Consider the following 16,420-nt stretch of genomic DNA (forward strand, 5'->3'; position numbering starts at 1 on the left):
CGCTGACTGTGGTTGCGTCTCACTCCGCCGACCCGACTGCGGGCTGGCTGCGCCGTCCCGACTGCGGGCGGCGCGGTTACCGAGGCGGCATCCGCAGTGCGCCGTCGAGCCGGATCACCTCACCGTTGAGCATCGGGTTGGCCACGATGTGCGCGACCAGGTCGGCGTACTCGTGCGGGTGCCCCAGCCGCGAGGGGTGCGGCACCAGTGCCTCGAGGCTCTCGCGCACCTCATCGGCCATTCCGGCCATCATCGCGGTGTTGAACACCCCGGGCGCGATGGTCATGACGCGCACGCCGTGGCTGGCCAGGTCCCGCGCGGCCGGCAGCGTCATCCCGGCGACCCCGGCCTTGGAGGCGGCGTAGGCGAGCTGGCCGATCTGGCCGTCCTGGGCCGCGACCGAGGCGGTCATGACGATCACGCCGCGCTCGCCGTCGTCGCCGACCGGGTTCAGTCCGGACATCACCGGCGCCGCAGCGGCGATCGCGTTCATCGTGCCGAGCAGATTGATCTGCACCACCCGGTGGGCGGTCTCCAGGTCCAGCGGCCCGCGCTTGCCGAGGATCCGCCCGGGCGTGGCCACCCCGGCGCAGCAGACCAGCACGCGCAGATCGCCCAGGTCCCCGGCCGCCTGTACGGCAGCGTGGACCTGCTCCACGTCCCGTACATCGGTGGGCTGGGCCCGTGCCCGCCTGCCGGCGGCGGTCAGTTCCTCAGCCAGGTCGGCGGCGGGGGAGTCGGGCAGGTCGGCCAGCAGGACCGCGACGCCGCGCTCAACAAGCCGGCGCGCCGTCGCCGCCCCCAGACCCGAGCCGCCCCCGGTGATCAGTGCGCTGGTGCCTTCCGAGAGATCCATGGCGCCAGGTTATCGGTGCGCCACGGCCGCACCTATGCGGATGAGCCGGCCTCTCAGCGGCTATTGCCCGGCGCGGCGCGAGGTGCGCGGCCCGGCGCGGCGCGACGTGGCCTGGCGCAGGGCGCGCGGGGCGCACGGAGTGCGTGGAATGCGCGGGGCGCGTGGGGGCACGGAGTGCGTGAGATGCGCGGCGCGCGCGGAGAGGCGGCGGAGCGCGGTGGCTCAGAGGTAGCGCGTGGGGTCGAAGGACTCCAACGGGATCACCCGCACCCGCGGCAGCGGCTCGGTGAAGGCCTTGATGTGGTCCTCCAGGTCGTAGACCGTCACCCCGGGGATCTCGGCGAGCCGGGCGCTGATGAACTCCCGGAACCCCAGCACCGCCAGGCGCCGCCCGTCAGTAGCGAGTCGCTGCACCTGAGGTACGAAGTCGCCGTCGTGGCTGGCCAGCATCACATCGCCGATGCGCGGGCCCAGGGCCTCCAGGGTGCGCTGGATGCCGATGTCCACCACCGACTCATCCGGGCTGCCGGACAGCGGGATCGGCTGGTAACCCATGGCCAGCAACGCCTGGATGAACGACATCGGCAACTGCCCCGACGTCGCGTTGAGGAAGAACAGCGCCGTCACCGGCTGGCTCCAGGTGCGCTGGGCGAATTCGGTGATCCGGTCCCACCTGGGCCGCTGATCGGGGTTGGGGCGGTGGCCCAGCACGCTCATCCCGAGCGTGGCGTCGATATTCTCCCCGTCCACCAGCAGGTAGGTGCGGCGGGTGTCGTCGGATTCAGTCTGGACCATGGCTGCACCCTACTCGGGGCCGACGGCGACGGGGGTCGCCGGGCGATCCGCCGCGCCCGGGCAGCGAAGGAGCCGCCCTGGACATGGTCCGGAGCGGCTCCTGGCAGCCCGGCTACGGTCCGGTTCGCCGCTGCGTCACCGGCGCTCGCCGTCGTCCCGGGACCCCCCGCGACTGGTCGGTCCCTCAGTGCTGTTGACCCGGGGCCTGACTCCCGTCCTGCTGGGTGGCGTTCGGGTCGGCGGCGTGCTTGCCGGAGTCGATCCGGCCCGGGTCCGCGCCGGCGCCGGCGTTCAGGGAACCGGAGCGCAGTGCCTCGAACCGGGCCTCGACCTCCAGTGCCTCGGTGGAGGTCTCCAACTCTGCGAACTGGGCATCCAGGCTGGAGGACTGCAGTTCCTGCTGGCCCATCACCTCTGCCTCCTGGCGGCGGACCTGCTCCTCGAACCTGCCCAGTTCGCTGGACGGGTCCATCACGTTCAACGACTGCACCGCGCTCTGCACCTGTTGCTGAGCATCCGCCGACTTCTGCCGCGCCACCAGGTTGTCCCGGCGGGTACGCAGGTCGACCAGTTTCTCCTTCATGATCGCCAGGCCACTCTTGAGCCGCTCGACCACGTCGTTCTGGGAGGCCAGCAACGGCTCGGCGGACTTGACCTCGTTCTCGAAACCGATCTGCTTCTGCAGGGCCAGCCGGGCCAGGTTGTCGAACCGCTCGGCGGCGGCCTCGTCACCGTTGCTGCGGGCCTGGTTCGCCCGGTTCGCCGCCGCCTGGGCCTTGTCCCCCCACTCGCGCACCGCGGCGACGTCGGAGTTGTAGTCCTGTTCGGCGAAGCGCAGGTTGCCGATGGTCTGGGCGATGGCTTGCTCGGCCTCGGCGATGTTGTTGGTGTAGTCGCGGATCAACTGATCCAGCATCTTCTCCGGGTCCTCGGCGCGGTCCAGGATGGAGTTGATGTTGGCTCGGGTCAGTTGGGCGATCCGCCCCAGAATGCTCTGCTTCTCGGCCACGGGTGGTCCTTTCCTAGCGGGTCTGAACTGCGGGTCTGAACTCTCGGTGCGGTCTTGGCTGCGCTGCCGGGCTGTCCGTCCGGTCCGGCTGAACTGTCAGTGTGCTCTCGTCGGGCTCGGTCTGCGCGGGCTTCCAGTGCGGACTCTAGAACCGGCCACCACCTCCCATGCGTCCGCCGCCGAAGCCCCCGCCCCCCATGGAGCGGCCCCCGAAGCCTCCTCCGAACGTACTGCGTCCGCCGGCCCCGCGCGAGGAGCCACCGAATCCGCCGCCCGATCCCCAGCCGCCGCGGGAGCGCCCGCGCCCGCCGGTGAGTACCTGCCCGAGGATCCCGCCCAGGATCAGCGACCCGGCATCGATCCCACCGGAGCGCCCGTGCTGGCCCCAGGGGTTGTGGTCGCTGCTGGAGTAGTCGCGGCGCCACGTGGTCACCGCGGCCAACGCCTGCTCATTGGCACGGTCGGCCAGCTCCAGCGCCCGCGTGGCCAGGCCGAGCGCCTGCTTGGGGTCACTGTCGGCCAGGCCGCGGGCCTCGTCGAGCAGCCGTTCGGCCTCGGCGACGAGGGCGCGGGGCTGGGCGCCGATCGCCCCTCGGTTGGACTCGATGTAGATATCGGCCGAACGCAGTTTCTCCGACGCCGCCGCGATCTGTCGCCGCAACGAGGTCTGCACCCGCTGGATCACCTCGGCGCTGTTGCGGTGTCCCTCCAGCGCGGCGTCCAGGGCCGCCTCCGCGCTGGCGATCTGACGCAGCGCGGCGATCGGGTCCCCGCCGGAGCGGGCCGCCTCGGCCACCCTGATCGCCTCGGTGGCCCGGTCGCGCAGGGGCGCCACCGCGGAGTCGTTCGGAGCGAGGCGGTCGGCGTCGGCCACGTCGGCGCTGATCGAGGCGATCGCCTCGGCCAGGTCCTCGTTCGCCGACTCCAGGTCCGCTCCGGCGCTGCCCACCGAGTTCAATAGGTCGGCGGCCTGCCCCAGCGCGCCCTCAGCGGTGCGGGCGAAGGCCACCGCGTTCCCGCGGTCGTCGGCCTCGACGCGGGCCCGGCCCTCGGCCACCGAGGTTCGCGCCGCCTCGATCAATTGCTCGGCCTGGTCCGGGGCCCGGGCGATGGTGGCCAGCGTGGCCGGCGGATACGTCACCTCCAGGGTGGTCAGCGCGGCCCGGGCCGCGGGGATGCGTGCCTCGATCTCCCCGGCCCGCTGGTGCAGTTCGGAGAGCACCTCGGGCACGTTCTGCTCCAGCCGGCGCAGCTGCGCGAACGCCTCCGCCTGCTCCTCCAGCAGGTCCTCACCGCGCTCGCACAGACCCAGCACGCGGATCAGCAGGGCGCGCTGCTCGGGGGCGGAGACGTCGTCGTTCTCTGCCTGCCGTTGCAGGGTGAAGGCTTCCTGCAGGGTGCTGCGGGCCTGCTCCAGCACCTCCCGGAAGCGCCCGGTCGATTCCAGCCCGAACTGGGCCTGGGCGAACCGCAGCTCCTGCTCGGAGGTGCGCACGTCGTCGTCCAGGGCCACCAGGGCCGAGCCCACCCGGGTGCGCAGTTCCTCGGTGCTGACACCCTCGTAGGGGTCCGGCGGGGATGCTGGTCGGCCGGCACCCACGTGTCGGCTGCCGGCGGGGCCGGCGGAGCGGGCGGAGCGGGCGGCGTTGCCGGTGGAGCGCCGGTACACCACGATCAGGGCGAGCGCCACGATCACGGCCAGACCCACCAGGAAGATCGTCAGGCCCCCGCCGCCGCCTCCGCCAGCGGCGCCATCACCCCCGGCCCCGTCACCCCCCCCCCCGCCGCCGCCGTCGGCGTAGGCCTGCGCCCCGGCGACCACCGCGCCGGACCAGTTCTCGGCGCCCAGTTCCGAGCGGATGCGCGTCTCGGCCCGGTCCATCGTGGCCGCGGACAGGCCCGAGGTGTCGGAGATGGAGACCCCGTAGGCCGAGTCCTGCACCGCCACCGCGAGCAGGAGGTCCCGGTCGCCCAGGTTGGACAGGTTCGCGGTCTCATCCACCCAGTCGTCGTAGTTGGTCCCGCCGAAGGTGTCCACGAACACCACGAACAGCAGGTACCCGGTCTCCTCGCGCAGTTCGTCGATGGCGTCCTGGGCCTCGGCTCGCCCCGAGTCCAGCACCTGATCGCTCGTCAGGTCGGTGAGTTGCTCATCCAGGGAGAGCGGGTCCTGCGCGTGTGCCGGCGCCAGGGCCGGTCCGGCCACGCTGAACCAGGCAGCCAGCAGCACACCGGCGAGGAGGGCACGTGCGATACGCGAGAGGCGGGCCACAGTTCCCGATCCTTCCTGTTGGCGCGCGGGGATGCAATGTGGTTGCCGCGCAACAGCGGCCCACCGCCTCGAAACCCGGGCCCATCGGCCATCCACGGCAGGTCCCTCGTACCATCGATTGCCCGCTCCGGCACCCGCTGGGGTAAGTTGCGCTTGTGACTGAGACGACGCAACCCCGCATCCACGTGATCCAGAACGCCGACGACGTCGGCCTGGACTTGCTTGCGCCCGGCCTGGACGGAGCGCAGCTCGAGGTGGTGCACCCCTATCGCGGTGACGCGCTGCCCGCGGTGGAGGACGTGCACGCGCTGATCGTGCTGGGTGGGGCCGCCAACGCCTACGACGACGAGGCCAAGCCCTACCTGCCGCAACTTCGCGACCTGCTGTCCGCCGCCGTCGACCGTGACGTGCCCACGCTCGCGGTCTGCTTGGGCGCCCAGCTCCTCGCCGTGGCCCGCGGCGGTCAGGTGCACGTCGCGGCACCGGCAGGCGCGGAGATCGGAGTGATCGAGGTGCGTCTGCGTCCCGACGCCGAGCGCGATGTGGTGCTCGGCCCGCTGGTGGCAGCCAAGGGCGCGACCGTGCAGGTGCCGTCGCTGCACATGGACGCCATCACCGAGTTGCCCGAGGGTGCCTGCTGGCTGGCCGCCTCCCGGCAGTACCCCTTCCAGGCCTTCCGGATCGGCTCGGCCCTGGGCGTGCAGTTCCACCCGGAGGTGTCCGGGACCATGCTGGCCTCCTGGATCCGCCGGCACGGCCTGGAGGACGCCGAGCGCATCGCCGATGAGGTCCGGGCGCAATGGGATGCCTCGGCCCAGGAGATCACCGAGGTCGCCGACCTGCTCTCGCGCGCCTTCGCCGCGCAGGTCGCCGCGCAGGTGCGCGAGCAGACGGCCGCGCAGGTGGGCGCGCAGACGGGCCCGCAGGTGGGCAAGCAGGTCGGCACGCTCGAGCCGCTCGGGACCTAAGACCTTCGCCACGGGCCGGGACCGGCCCTAGTCTCATCCTGCGGCCACGGGCCGGCCGGGCGGTGCGAACCCCCGGCACTCGAGCAGCAGGAGGGGTAGTCATGGAGATCCCGGGCAAGACGTTCGTCGTCACCGGAGGGGCCAACGGGATCGGCCGTGCGGTGGTCCAGGCGCTGTTGGAGCGCGGGGCGAACGTGGCCGCCGTCGACCTGAGCGAGCAGGCCCTGGCCGCGGCTGCCGAGAGCGCCGGCACCGACCGGCTGTCCACCCACGCGCTGGACATCACCGATGCAAGTGCCGTCGAGGCGTTGCCCGAGCAGGTGCTCGCCCTCCACGGGACGGTCGACGGCGTGGTGAACGTGGCGGGCATCATCCAGCGGTTCGTGCCGATCGCCGACCTCGACGTCGCCGAGATGGCCAAGGTGCTGGAGGTGAACTTCTGGGGCACCGTGCGGATGACCAAGGCGTTCCTGCCGCACCTGATGGCGCGCCCACATGCCGCGGTGGTGAACGTGGGCAGCATGGGCGGGTTGGTGCCGGTGCCCGGGCAGAGCGCGTACGGGGCGTCCAAGGCCGCCGTGCAGTTGTTCACCGAGGGCCTGTACGCCGAGATGCAGGGCACGAACGTGGCCGTCACGATGGCCTATCCCGGTGCCACCAACACCGACATCGCCCAGCACTCCGACGCCGCCATCCCCGGCCGGGATGCGGAGAGTTCCAAGGCGGCGGCGAACATGACCTCACCGGCGGAGGCTGCCCGGCTGATCGTGGACGGTATCGAGAAGGGCTCCTACCGGGTGCTCATCGGGCGCGACACCAAGATGCTCGATGCGCTCTCACGGATCGCGCCCAAGCGGGCCACCGAGATGGTGGCGAGCCGGATGAAGGACCTGGTCGGCTGACTCGGCGCCCGGGGAACCCCGGAGACCGGGCCGGCCCCGGGATCATCGGACAGGCCCGGTGCCCGGGCATCACCGGGATCGACCCCGGGGATCACCGGACCGGGTGAACGGCCGCCGGTCCGGCACGAACGGACTCAGCTGAGGGTGAGGAAGAGTTTCTCCAGTTCCTCGATCGTCAGCCCGTCCTCCACCTCGGCGGCCTCCCCGGGTTCGGTGAGGCAGAACTGCATCGCGCTGGAGACGATGGCGAATCCGGCCCGGTCCAGTGCGGTGGAGACCGCGGACAGTTGGGTCACGACGTTCCGGCAGGACCCGCCGTCCTCGACGGCGTTGATCACTGCGTCGAGTTGTCCGCGGGCGCGCTTGAGGCGGTTGAGGATCCGGCGTTGGGTTTCGGGGTCTGCACTTCTCATCGGGATTCCGCTCTCTATCGACGGTACGGTTCCGGTGTGTGCGGGTGGGGGAGTGCACACGCTCTCCGGACAGCATACCGCGATACCCCGTAGGGTATATAGTGAAGTTGAGTGCTCAGTTCAGGGCTGAGGCCCAGAGCGGTGGGGCGCGTGTGGGTGGCGATCAGCAACCGGCGGGCGGCGCCGACGGTTCCGCGGGTCCGGGCTCGAGCGCCCGGCTCAGCACCGCGAGCGTGTCGGCTTCGACGGCGTAAAAAGCCCACCGGCCGCGCTGCTCACGACTCACCAGGCCGGCTTCGACCAGTTGCCGCATGTGGTGCGAGACCGTCGGCTGGGACAGTCCGACCGGCTCGGTGAGGTCGCACACGCACGCCTCCCTGCCCGGCTGGGCGGCGATGATCGACAGCAGCCGAACCCGGGTCGGGTCGCTCAGCGCCTTGAACATCCGCGCCAGGCGGCGGGCGGGCTCCTCCGCCAGGACGCCACCGGTCACGGGCGTGCAGCAGGCGGCCAGGTCCTCGGGGGTCGTGGGCGCAGAGATCGTCATGGAACAATTCTCCCAGACGTATTGACAGTTGTCGATCAATCGATAAGTATCGATGCGTCTGTACCTGCGACCCGGGACGGGACCATGAGTGAGAACACCGAACTGCGTGAGCAGGTCCGGCGCCGTTACGCACGCGCCGCCGGCCAGGTCGGCGCCGGCATACCGAACAGCGACCTGCTCGACGACGGCCGGACGGACTCCGGATCCTGTTGCGGCGAACCGACGCAACGACCGATCTTCGGTGCCGGTCTCTATGACACCGCCGCATCGGCGGACCTGCCCGTTCAGGCGCTCGAGGCGAGCCTGGGTTGCGGCGACCCCACCGCGGTCGCGGACCTGCGCGAGGGGGAACGAGTGCTGGATCTGGGCTCGGGGGGTGGCATCGACGTGTTGCTCTCGGCCCGGCGTGTCGGTCCCAGCGGGTTCGCCTACGGGGTGGATATGACCGAGGAGATGCTCGACCTGGCGCGGGCGAACGCCGCCGAGGCCGGAGCCGCGAACGTGGGGTTCCTGCACGGCACGATCGAGGAGGTGCCGTTGCCGGCGGGCGCCGTCGATGTGGTGATCTCCAACTGCGTCGTCAACCTCTCCACCGACAAGCAGGCCGTGATTGCCGAGATGTTCCGTGTGCTCGCCGCCGGAGGGCGGGTCGGGATCTCCGACGTCGTCGCCGAGGATCACCTCTCGCCGCAGCAGCGGGCGGAGCGCGGGTCCCACACCGGCTGCATCGCCGGGGCGCTGTCCAGGGCCGAGTACCTCGATGGTCTGGAGCAAGCGGGCTTCGTCGACGCCCAGGTGGAGTTCACCCACGAGGTAGCCCCCGGCATGCACGCCGCGATCATCAGGGCGAGCAAACCGAACCAGGGCCAGGTGCGCCAGGAGCAAGTGCGGGCCTGAGCGAGCCCTGCCCGGGTGCCACCCGCCCGGAGCAAGTGCGGGTCTGACCCAGCCCGGCGTCGCGTTACCCGCCACGGCGCTCGGCGCGTTGGTGGCGGTCCTGAACCGCCTGAGACTCCTGCTCAGAACAGCTCGCGCTCAGAACAGCCCGACGGTGTTCCCGTCCTCGTCGATGTCGATGTGCGCCGCCGCCGGGTCCGAACCCAGGCCCGGCATGGTGCGCATCTGCCCGGCGATGGCGTAGATGAACCCCGCACCCACCGAGGCGCGCACCTCCCGCACCGGCAGCGTCCACCCGGTCGGTGCCCCGCGCAGCGTGGGGTCGGAGGACAGCGACAGGTGGGTCTTGGCGATGCAGATCGGCAGGTTGGACCACCCGTACCCCTCGTAGGCCTCCAGGGCGCGCGCCGCGGCCGGGGCATACTCGACGCCGTCGGCACCGTAGACCTTGGTGGCGATCGCAGCGATCTTGTCCCGAAGCCGCATCTCCTCGGGGTACAGGAGGAGAAGTCGCTGGGCTCCTGCGCCGCCTCGGCCACTGCCTCGGCGAGTTCGGCCGCGCCGGAGCCGCCGTGGGTGAAGTGCTCCGAGACGGCGCATCGCACGCCCAGTTCGGCCGCGATCTGCCCGATCGCCTCGTGCTCGGAGGGGTAGTCGGAGCCGAAGGCGTTGATTGCCACCACCGGGGTGGTCCCGTGCAGGCGGATGTTCTCGATCTGGCGGCGCAGGTTGTCCGCACCGGCGTAGACGTCGTCGGGACTCTCCGCGAGCATCTGCTCCGGCAGTGCCCGCCCGGCCACCACCTTGTGCCGCCCGGAGTGCAGTTTCATCGCCCGTACCGTCGTGACCACCACACCCACGTCGGGCACCAGCCCGGAGACGCGGCTCTTGATGTTGAAGAACCGTTCGGCGCCCATGTCCGCACCGAACCCCGCCTCGGTGATGAGGAAGTCCCCGGTGCGGATGCCGATCAGGTCCGCCACCACCGAGGAGTTGCCGGTGGCGATGTTGCCGAACGGGCCGGTGTGCACCAGCGCGGGGGTGCCTTCCAGGGTCTGCAACAGATTCGGTTTCAGCGCCTCCCGGAGCAGCACGGTCATCGCGCCGGCGCCGCGGAGCTGCTCGGCGGTGACCGGTTCCTTCGTCTGGCGGGTGTAGCCGATCACGATGCGGCCCAGCCGCTCGCGCAGGTCGCGCAGTGACGTGGCCATCGCCAGGGTGGCCATCACCTCCGAGGCGGCGGTGATGTCGAACCCGCTCTGGCGCAGCACGCCGTCGAGTCGCGGGCCCAGGCCGACCACGATGTTGCGTAGCGACCGGTCGTTGATGTCCATCACCCGTGGCCAGGTGATCGCATCGGGGTCGATGTCCAGTTCATTGCCGTGGAACAGGTGGTTGTCCACCATCGCGGCGAGCTGGTTGTGCGCCGCGGTGACGGCGTGCATGTCCCCGGTCAGGTGCAGGTTCAACCGCTCCATCGGCACCACCTGGCTGTACCCGCCGCCGGCACCGCCGCCCTTGATGCCCAGAGTCGGGCCCATCGAGGGCTGGCGCACCGCGATCGTGGCCCGCCGCCCGGTCAGGTTCAGCCCCTGCCCCAGGCCCACCGCCGTCGTCGTCTTGCCCTCACCCAGGGGAGTGGGTGTGATGGCGCTGACCACGACGTACTTGGCCTTGGGCCGGTCGGCCAGCGCGGTGATCGCATCCAGGTCGATCTTGGCCACGTCACGGCCGTAGGGCTCGAGCAGGTCGGGATCGAGGCCCATCCGGTCGGCGATCTCGGGGATGGGCCGTAGGGACGCGCCCTGGGCGATCTGCAGGCTGCTGGGCGGGGTGGTCAGGGTCATCCGTTCTCCCTCGAATCGATCGCGGCGGTACGCGTGAGTCCCGGGCCGGAGCCGATCGGTCCGGTGGCCGGCGCCCGGAGGTGGCGGGCCCGGCACCCCAATCCTCACCCGCACCGAGGCTGATTGCGGCGGATTCCGGCAGGCGATTGCCACAAGATACCCTGGGGGGTATACTCGACGCAGGCATCAACCACGCAGCCCCCTGAGGAGAGCCCAATGGCCACCATCGACCTGACCGCGTCCACCTTCGGATCCACCATCGCCGACAACGACATCGTGCTCGTGGACTTCTGGGCCGCCTGGTGCGGCCCGTGCCGCAGTTTCGCGCCGATCTATGACAAGGCTGCTACCCAGCACCCCGACGTGGTCTTCGGAAAGGTCGACACCGAGGCCGAGCAGGCGCTGGCCGCCGCGGCCAACATCACCTCGATCCCGACGCTGATGGCCTTTCGCGACGGGATCGGCGTGTTCTCCCAGCCCGGTGCGCTGCCGGCCAAGGCGCTGGAGCAGGTCATCACCGCCGTCAAGGACCTGGACATGGATGAGGTCCGCGCCCAGATGGCCGACCAGCAGGCGAGCGCCTGAACACCCACGCAACCACATCGCGGTACCCGACCAGAGAGGTCCTCACATGGACTACGGAATCAGCATCACCCTCCCCGACGACTTCGACGCCGCGATGCCCAAGGTGATCGAGGCGCTGGCCGAGCAGGGCTTCGGCGTTCTCACCGAGATCGACATGGCCGCAACCCTGAAGAAGAAGCTCGACGTGCAGATCGCCCCGCACGTGATCCTGGGCGCCTGTAACCCGCCGCTGGCCTACCGTGCGGTGCAGGCCGAGGAGTCCATCGGGCTGTTGCTGCCCTGCAACGTGGTGGTGCGCTCCGGCGATGGCGGCACCATCGTCGAGGCCCTCGATCCCCAGGTGATGGTCGGCGTGACCGGCAACGAGGAACTCACCGGCGTCGCCGATGAGGCCTCCACCCGCCTGCGCGCGGCGCTGCAGTCCCTGCAGGCGCAGTAGGAGATGGACCGACGACGACGATTCCCCCGTCGTCGTCGGTCCTTCCCCCGTGCTTGCTGGGCGCGGCCGGATCGTGGTGCGCGCACCGCCTCACCCGGAGCGTAACCACCGCCGACACCCGACGCCGGCTGCCGCGGTTGGAGCGACGGCGGACCCGAGTCCCCGCCGAGCCCTACAGTGGGCGGGTGGACCCCGCGGCGCGAGCGCAGAGCAGCACCGTCGCGCAGACGCCCGGAACCGCCTCCGGTGACCGGCCGCCCTGGTGGGTGCCGGTCGCGGCCTGTGTGGTGTGGTTCGCGCTGTGGTCCCTCACCCCCGGGCTGCTCAGCAACGGCGTGGGCAGTTGGGTTTCGGACGATCCGGATGTGGCGGTGCTCGTGGAGAGCGCGCTCGCGCTAGTGATCGTGGCCGTGCTCGCCCTTCTGCACCGGCGCTACAACCGGGTGCTGTTCGCGCGCTCACGGCTGATGTGGCTGTACGCGCTTCCGGCAGTGCTGGCGATGGCGCTGCCGTTGCACTACGGCATGCCCGCGCCCGTGGGGGTGTACATGGTGTGGATGAGTGTGTCGGTGTTCTGGCAGGACTACCTCACCTTCGGCCTGCTGCAGAGTTACCTCGCTGAGCGCGTGCCCACCTGGGGGACCATCACGATGGTGGCCGTGATGTTCTGGCTCGGTCACGCGCTGTTGCTGCCCGATACGTTCGGCCCGGCCAACCCGCTGGCCGCCCTGGCGATGCTGGCGATGGGCGCGCTCTTCGCGTTGCTGCGCGCCCGCCTGGGCACGTTGCACCTGCTGCTGGCCTTGCACATGGCGTTCTACTTCGTCTTCGCGTGAGACGACGCGGGCGAAAGCGTAGCGACCCGGCGTCCTCGGCAATCGGACGCAGGCCTCACCCGGCCGACCGCACGTTGCGCACGGTGGCAAGGGTGCGCAGGTCGGTGTTGCGGTCCGGACGTTGCGGGGTGCCCACGTCTGAGGTGCCGACTCGGCGGGTCAAGTTTACGCTGTATACCCATGCGAGCGGACGGGGGAGTTTGATGAGCGAAGTCAGTGGTGACAGCCGGGATGTGGTGGACGTTCTGGTCGCTGACCACGGCCGGATACGTTATCTGTTGAGGCAGGTCGAAGGGCCGTGGGCACCGCCAGGCGCCGAGACCTCGCTGCGGCCGTGATCGCCGAGGTGAAGCGGCACTCGGCGATCGAGGCAGACGTGTACGCGGTGATCGAGAGGCAGCTGCCCGAGGGTGCGCGGGAACGACCGGATGGCGCATGGGTCGATCGGGACGAGCGGGAGCGCAGCATCGTCGTTGCGATGGATCGGATGGCGACTCTCGACGTCGGCGATCCGGAGTTCTTCGAGTGGGTCGGCCACCTGCAGCAACTCTTCCGCGATCACGCGCACGATCAGGAGGATGAGGACTTTCCCATGTGGCGAGCCGGTGTTCCGGCTGCGGAGCTGGCCGCGCTACGCAAGAGTGTGGCTGCCCGACTCGAGCCAACCGGAGCGCGGGGACGGCGGGTCAACCAGGACCCGGCGATGCCCTCGATCCCGAGCGCACCGGAGGGGACGTCCCCGACCAAGGTGTCGGCCTGATCCCGGGTGGCACCCTAACTCCAGGAAGCGGCTCCGCCCTCCGGCCCTCTGAGCGGACTTACGGCAAGGCCTCCCGTGCCAGCAGTCCCTCGGCCACCAGGTCCTCCCAGAGCGCTGCCGGGACTCGGGTCTGATAGCGCTGCAGGGCCTGCTGGAACTGCTCCGCGTTGGAGCTGCCGACGACCACCGATGCCACCTGGGGCTTCAGCAGCACGAATGCCACGGCAACCTCGGGGAGGGTGAGTCCGTGCCGTTCACAGACATCGGCGATCCGGTTGGTCCGCGTGATCAGTTCGGCAGGTGCCGCTTCGTAGTTGTAGGGCGCGTCCGCCGCCGGGCGCTGCCGGGCGAGCAGTCCGGAGTTGTAGACGCCGGCGATCACCACGCTCGCCCCGGTTTCCTCGGCAGCCGGGAGGACGTCGGCCAGGGCGCCCTGCTCGAGCAGGGTGTAGCGGCCCGCGAGCATCACCAGGTCGGCGTCGCCTTCGCGGATGAACCGGGCGACCATCGCCGACTGGTTCATCCCTGCCCCGAAACTGCTGATCACGCCCTGGGTGCGCAGTTCCTGGAGGGCGGGCACGGCGCCGTTGATCGCCTCGTCCCAGTGGTCGTCGGGGTCGTGGATGTAGGCGATGTCGATCCGGTCCAGGCCGAGCCGCTCCAGGCTCTCCTCGATCGAGCGTCGCACCCCCGCCGCGGAGAAGTTCCACACCCGTTTGGTGGTGTTGGGCACCCCGTGGAACTGCTCGTTCGTCCCGGTGCCGCCGGGGTTCGGCCGGATGAGCCGCCCGACCTTCGTCGACAGCACGTACTCATCGCGCGGGTACTGCGCCAGCGCTCTGCCGAGCCGGCGCTCGGACAGGCCCATGCCGTAATGGGGAGCAGTGTCGAAGAGCCGGACGCCGGACTCCCAGGCGGCGTCGACGATCCGCTCCACCTCGCCCTCGGGCATCTCGCGGTAGAGGTTGCCGAACTGTGCCCCGCCCACTCCTAGTTCGGTCAGGGACAGGCCGCTCCGGGTGGTGCGGCGGCCGATCTGAGGGTTGTCCGTTCGCATGGCTGTCTTCCTTGCTGGTGAATGGGTCAGTGGGCCCGGCCGGGGTGGGATGCGCGGGCAGCGGAGGTCATCGGGAGCGATCCACCACAGTGGTGATCGCCGGATACCAGCGCCGGGCGGTACCCGACCAGACCTGTTCGCGCTCGCCCTCACTCAGTGGCGCGAGCAGGTCCTCGGCGATCTCGACCGCGCGGCGATATCCGCCACCCAGGATGCACACGGGCCAGTCGCTGCCGAACATCACCCGGTCGGGTCCGAAGGATTCCAGGACGGTCTCGGCGTAGGGACGCAGCCGCTGCGCCGTCATCGGCTCATCGTCGAAGACGAGATAGCCGGACAGTTTGCACGCGACGTTGGGATGACGAGCAAGATCGCGGATGTCGGCTGCCCAGGAATCGAAGTCCGCACGGGCCATCGTGGGTTTGGACAGGTGATCCAACACGATCCGGGCCTCCGGGCTCGCCGCGGCCAGGCGGGTCGCCGCAGGCAGAATTCGGGCATCGGTGAGCAGATCCAGGCTCAGGTCCCGTGCGGCCAGGGCGCTCGCGGCCGCACGTACCGGATCGCGAGCGAGCCAGTCCGGGTCGGCCACGTACTCGCCCGCCACGCGGATCCCGATCAGGTGATCGCCGCCGGGGCCCTGCCTCAGATCATCGAGAAGATCACCGGGCGGCTGTGCACCGTCGACGTCGATCCACCCGACCACACCGGCCAGCCCGTCCTGGCTCGGCGCGAGGGCAAGGATCTCCGGTGTCTCCTCGGGCTGGGCCACGGTCTGGACGAAGATCCCGAAGTCGATCGCGCTCTCGCGCGCCGCCTCGTGCCAGTCGCCGAAGTCATAGGGCCCACCGATGACGTCTCTGGTCGCGTCGTCCATCCACTCCTGGGGACGGACGGCCTCATCCCAGACGTGGTGGTGAGTATCAATCCGCAACATGCTCGACCTCCGCCGGTGTCGTCTCCCGTTCACGTTCACGTTCAGTGTTGTGGATGACGCCAGGATTTTCAGACCAAGCAGGCCGCGGCCCTGCTGGAGTTCCTGGCCGCGCGACTGGCCTCGGTCCGGCCCCGGGTTCAGCCGCGCGCCCTGGCCTCGGGTCTGGCCGGGGCGAACCTCGCCTCGCAACTTTTCGAAGTTGTGGTTGAGATCACCATTCAACACGTGTAGAGTCCACGCAACACGAGTTGAATGGGGTCTTAAATGCGGATCATTCTTGATACCGATATGGCGATGGGCGCCCCGGGATCAGAGATCGACGACGGTTTCGCGCTGGCGCTGCTGATGGCCGATGAGGTGTTCGACGTCGAACTGGTCACCAGCGTCAACGGGAACATCGACGTCGAGTCCGGCACGCTGCTGAGCGTCGAACTGCTGCAGCGGTTGAAGCGCCCGGACATTCCGGTGGTGCGCGGTGCCGCTGCGCCGATGATGGAGCCGGAGAAGGCTCGCGGTGCGCCGGAGAGCGTGAAGGAGAACTTCGGCCACCACCAGGCCGCGCCCGGATTCGCCGCGGCCGAGATCGCGCGCCGGGTGCTGGAGTCACCGGGTGAGATCACCCTGGTAGCCATCGGACCGCTGACCAATATCGCCCTGGCGATCGCGATGGAACCTGAGGTCGCTACCGCGGCCAAGGAGATCGTGGTGATGGGCGGGGTGTTCCGCGGTCACACCCAGGCGGCGCGGATGCCGGGGGAGTTCAACTGGTGGGTCGATCCGCACGCGGCCCGAGCGGTGATGCACAGCGGCGCGGCCATCCGCCTGATCGGGCTGGATGTGACGACCCAGGTGCGCCTCACCCGGGACGACGCAGCGACCATGGCTGACAGTGGCCGTGAGTTCGGCGCGTTCGCCGGAGAGTGCACGGTCGCATGGCTCGACCGGTTGGCGAAGGCCAACCCTGGTGAGGAAGGTGCGGGCCAGTCCTGCGCCATGCACGATCCGCTCGCCGTCGCGGCCCTGTCCCGGCCCGAACTGTTGGATTGGCAGCCGGCCCACGTGAACGTCCTGACCGCAGAAGAAGCCGGGCGCGGCGTGGCCATCGCTGACTTCCAGGAGCGCGCCGACGCGCCGATCCCCAACGCCCAGGTGGCTGTAGGGGTGCGGGTCGAGGAGTTCATGACCTACTTCCTGGACCGCATCGCCACCTACTGACCGACCCGGCCGCACCCGACCAGGTCCACCGCGCCACGCGCACTTTTGATTCGCCTCGACACCGTTGTCACGAAAGGACACACGA

At 70.1% G+C, this 16,420-nt stretch carries 16 protein-coding genes and 1 pseudogene; 8 read left to right on the forward strand and 9 right to left on the reverse strand.

The features are described 5' to 3' along the window. Nucleotides 1-76: 76 nt before the first annotated feature. The 4 genes from ACRRRO_RS11015 to ACRRRO_RS11030 form a co-directional block, all read right to left on the reverse strand. A complete protein-coding gene (locus ACRRRO_RS11015) occupies nt 77-856 on the reverse strand; it encodes an SDR family NAD(P)-dependent oxidoreductase (protein ID WP_424798039.1) in 780 nt (259 codons plus the stop codon). A 222-nt stretch (nt 857-1,078) separates the two neighbouring features. Continuing rightward, nucleotides 1,079-1,651 (reverse strand): NYN domain-containing protein, encoded by a 573-nt coding sequence (locus ACRRRO_RS11020; RefSeq protein ID WP_424798038.1) that lies wholly within the window; start codon nt 1,649-1,651, stop codon nt 1,079-1,081. A 184-nt stretch (nt 1,652-1,835) separates the two neighbouring features. After that, nucleotides 1,836-2,660, reverse strand: a complete 825-nt coding sequence (locus ACRRRO_RS11025; RefSeq protein WP_424798037.1) for a PspA/IM30 family protein — start codon at nt 2,658-2,660, stop codon at nt 1,836-1,838. A 145-nt stretch (nt 2,661-2,805) separates the two neighbouring features. After that, nucleotides 2,806-4,932 carry a TPM domain-containing protein gene (locus tag ACRRRO_RS11030; protein ID WP_434081531.1) on the reverse strand — a complete coding sequence of 709 codons (2,127 nt, stop codon included), beginning with the start codon at nt 4,930-4,932 and terminating at the stop codon, nt 2,806-2,808. Nucleotides 4,933-5,087: 155 nt separating this feature from the next. Here ACRRRO_RS11030 and ACRRRO_RS11035 point away from each other — a divergent pair, with 155 nt between their 5' ends. Both ACRRRO_RS11035 and ACRRRO_RS11040 read left to right on the forward strand, forming a co-directional pair. Next, complete coding sequence (locus tag ACRRRO_RS11035; RefSeq protein WP_424798035.1) at nt 5,088-5,900, forward strand: type 1 glutamine amidotransferase; 813 nt, start codon at nt 5,088-5,090, stop codon at nt 5,898-5,900. Between the two features lie 101 nt (nt 5,901-6,001). Further along, on the forward strand, nt 6,002-6,802 hold the full coding sequence (locus ACRRRO_RS11040) for an SDR family NAD(P)-dependent oxidoreductase (RefSeq protein ID WP_424789051.1): 801 nt from the start codon (nt 6,002-6,004) through the stop codon (nt 6,800-6,802). Nucleotides 6,803-6,936: 134 nt separating this feature from the next. Here the strand turns inward: ACRRRO_RS11040 and ACRRRO_RS11045 are convergent, their stop codons facing one another. Together ACRRRO_RS11045 and ACRRRO_RS11050 are read right to left on the reverse strand one after the other, a co-directional pair. Next, complete coding sequence (locus ACRRRO_RS11045) at nt 6,937-7,215, reverse strand: metal-sensitive transcriptional regulator (RefSeq protein WP_424789052.1); 279 nt, start codon at nt 7,213-7,215, stop codon at nt 6,937-6,939. A gap of 163 nt (nt 7,216-7,378) precedes the next feature. Next, nucleotides 7,379-7,762, reverse strand: a complete 384-nt coding sequence (locus ACRRRO_RS11050; protein WP_424789053.1) for an ArsR/SmtB family transcription factor — start codon at nt 7,760-7,762, stop codon at nt 7,379-7,381. Nucleotides 7,763-7,846: 84 nt separating this feature from the next. Between ACRRRO_RS11050 and arsM the strand changes: the two genes are divergently transcribed. Further along, nucleotides 7,847-8,659 (forward strand): arsenite methyltransferase, encoded by an 813-nt coding sequence (gene arsM, locus ACRRRO_RS11055; RefSeq protein WP_424789054.1) that lies wholly within the window; start codon nt 7,847-7,849, stop codon nt 8,657-8,659. A gap of 138 nt (nt 8,660-8,797) precedes the next feature. Here the strand turns inward: arsM and ACRRRO_RS11060 are convergent. Beyond that, a pseudogene (locus ACRRRO_RS11060) lies at nt 8,798-10,506 on the reverse strand (formate--tetrahydrofolate ligase). A 216-nt stretch (nt 10,507-10,722) separates the two neighbouring features. Here ACRRRO_RS11060 and trxA point away from each other — a divergent pair. The 4 genes from trxA (at nt 10,723) to ACRRRO_RS11080 (ending at nt 13,126) form a co-directional block, all read left to right on the forward strand. Next, entirely contained in the window at nt 10,723-11,091 is a 369-nt protein-coding gene (gene trxA / locus ACRRRO_RS11065; RefSeq protein WP_424789056.1) for a thioredoxin, read from the forward strand. 46 nt (nt 11,092-11,137) lie between these two features. Continuing rightward, nucleotides 11,138-11,530, forward strand: coding sequence for a DUF302 domain-containing protein (locus tag ACRRRO_RS11070; RefSeq protein ID WP_424798034.1), 393 nt, complete (start codon nt 11,138-11,140; stop codon nt 11,528-11,530). A gap of 185 nt (nt 11,531-11,715) precedes the next feature. Then, on the forward strand, nt 11,716-12,366 hold the full coding sequence (locus tag ACRRRO_RS11075) for a hypothetical protein (RefSeq protein WP_424798033.1): 651 nt from the start codon (nt 11,716-11,718) through the stop codon (nt 12,364-12,366). A gap of 298 nt (nt 12,367-12,664) precedes the next feature. Continuing rightward, entirely contained in the window at nt 12,665-13,126 is a 462-nt protein-coding gene (locus tag ACRRRO_RS11080) for a hypothetical protein (protein WP_434081532.1), read from the forward strand. A 58-nt stretch (nt 13,127-13,184) separates the two neighbouring features. Here the strand turns inward: ACRRRO_RS11080 and ACRRRO_RS11085 are convergent, their stop codons facing one another. After that, nucleotides 13,185-14,183: an aldo/keto reductase gene (locus tag ACRRRO_RS11085; protein ID WP_424798031.1), complete on the reverse strand. Its 999-nt coding sequence runs from the start codon at nt 14,181-14,183 to the stop codon at nt 13,185-13,187. Nucleotides 14,184-14,250: 67 nt separating this feature from the next. Then, a complete protein-coding gene (locus ACRRRO_RS11090; protein ID WP_424798030.1) occupies nt 14,251-15,120 on the reverse strand; it encodes an amidohydrolase family protein in 870 nt (289 codons plus the stop codon). Between the two features lie 264 nt (nt 15,121-15,384). Between ACRRRO_RS11090 and ACRRRO_RS11095 the strand changes: the two genes are divergently transcribed. After that, nucleotides 15,385-16,335 (forward strand): nucleoside hydrolase, encoded by a 951-nt coding sequence (locus tag ACRRRO_RS11095; protein WP_424798029.1) that lies wholly within the window; start codon nt 15,385-15,387, stop codon nt 16,333-16,335. Nucleotides 16,336-16,420: the final 85 nt, after the last annotated feature.

This window comes from Sanguibacter sp. Z1732 (assembly GCF_051020515.1).
In the GTDB taxonomy this organism is placed as follows: Bacteria; Actinomycetota; Actinomycetes; order Actinomycetales; family Beutenbergiaceae; genus CALKWS01.

Excerpts from the sequence above, each read along its gene's own strand:
- ACRRRO_RS11015 (WP_424798039.1), bottom strand. The coding sequence starts at position 856 with ATGGATCTCTCGGAAGGCACCAGCGCACTGATCACCGGGGGCGGCTCG.
- ACRRRO_RS11020 (WP_424798038.1), bottom strand. The coding sequence starts at position 1,651 with ATGGTCCAGACTGAATCCGACGACACCCGCCGCACCTACCTGCTGGTG.
- ACRRRO_RS11040 (WP_424789051.1), top strand. The coding sequence starts at position 6,002 with ATGGAGATCCCGGGCAAGACGTTCGTCGTCACCGGAGGGGCCAACGGG.
- ACRRRO_RS11045 (WP_424789052.1), bottom strand. The coding sequence starts at position 7,215 with ATGAGAAGTGCAGACCCCGAAACCCAACGCCGGATCCTCAACCGCCTC.
- ACRRRO_RS11050 (WP_424789053.1), bottom strand. The coding sequence starts at position 7,762 with ATGACGATCTCTGCGCCCACGACCCCCGAGGACCTGGCCGCCTGCTGC.
- arsM (WP_424789054.1), top strand. The coding sequence starts at position 7,847 with ATGAGTGAGAACACCGAACTGCGTGAGCAGGTCCGGCGCCGTTACGCA.
- trxA (WP_424789056.1), top strand. The coding sequence starts at position 10,723 with ATGGCCACCATCGACCTGACCGCGTCCACCTTCGGATCCACCATCGCC.
- ACRRRO_RS11070 (WP_424798034.1), top strand. The coding sequence starts at position 11,138 with ATGGACTACGGAATCAGCATCACCCTCCCCGACGACTTCGACGCCGCG.
- ACRRRO_RS11085 (WP_424798031.1), bottom strand. The coding sequence starts at position 14,183 with ATGCGAACGGACAACCCTCAGATCGGCCGCCGCACCACCCGGAGCGGC.
- ACRRRO_RS11090 (WP_424798030.1), bottom strand. The coding sequence starts at position 15,120 with ATGTTGCGGATTGATACTCACCACCACGTCTGGGATGAGGCCGTCCGT.
- ACRRRO_RS11095 (WP_424798029.1), top strand. The coding sequence starts at position 15,385 with ATGCGGATCATTCTTGATACCGATATGGCGATGGGCGCCCCGGGATCA.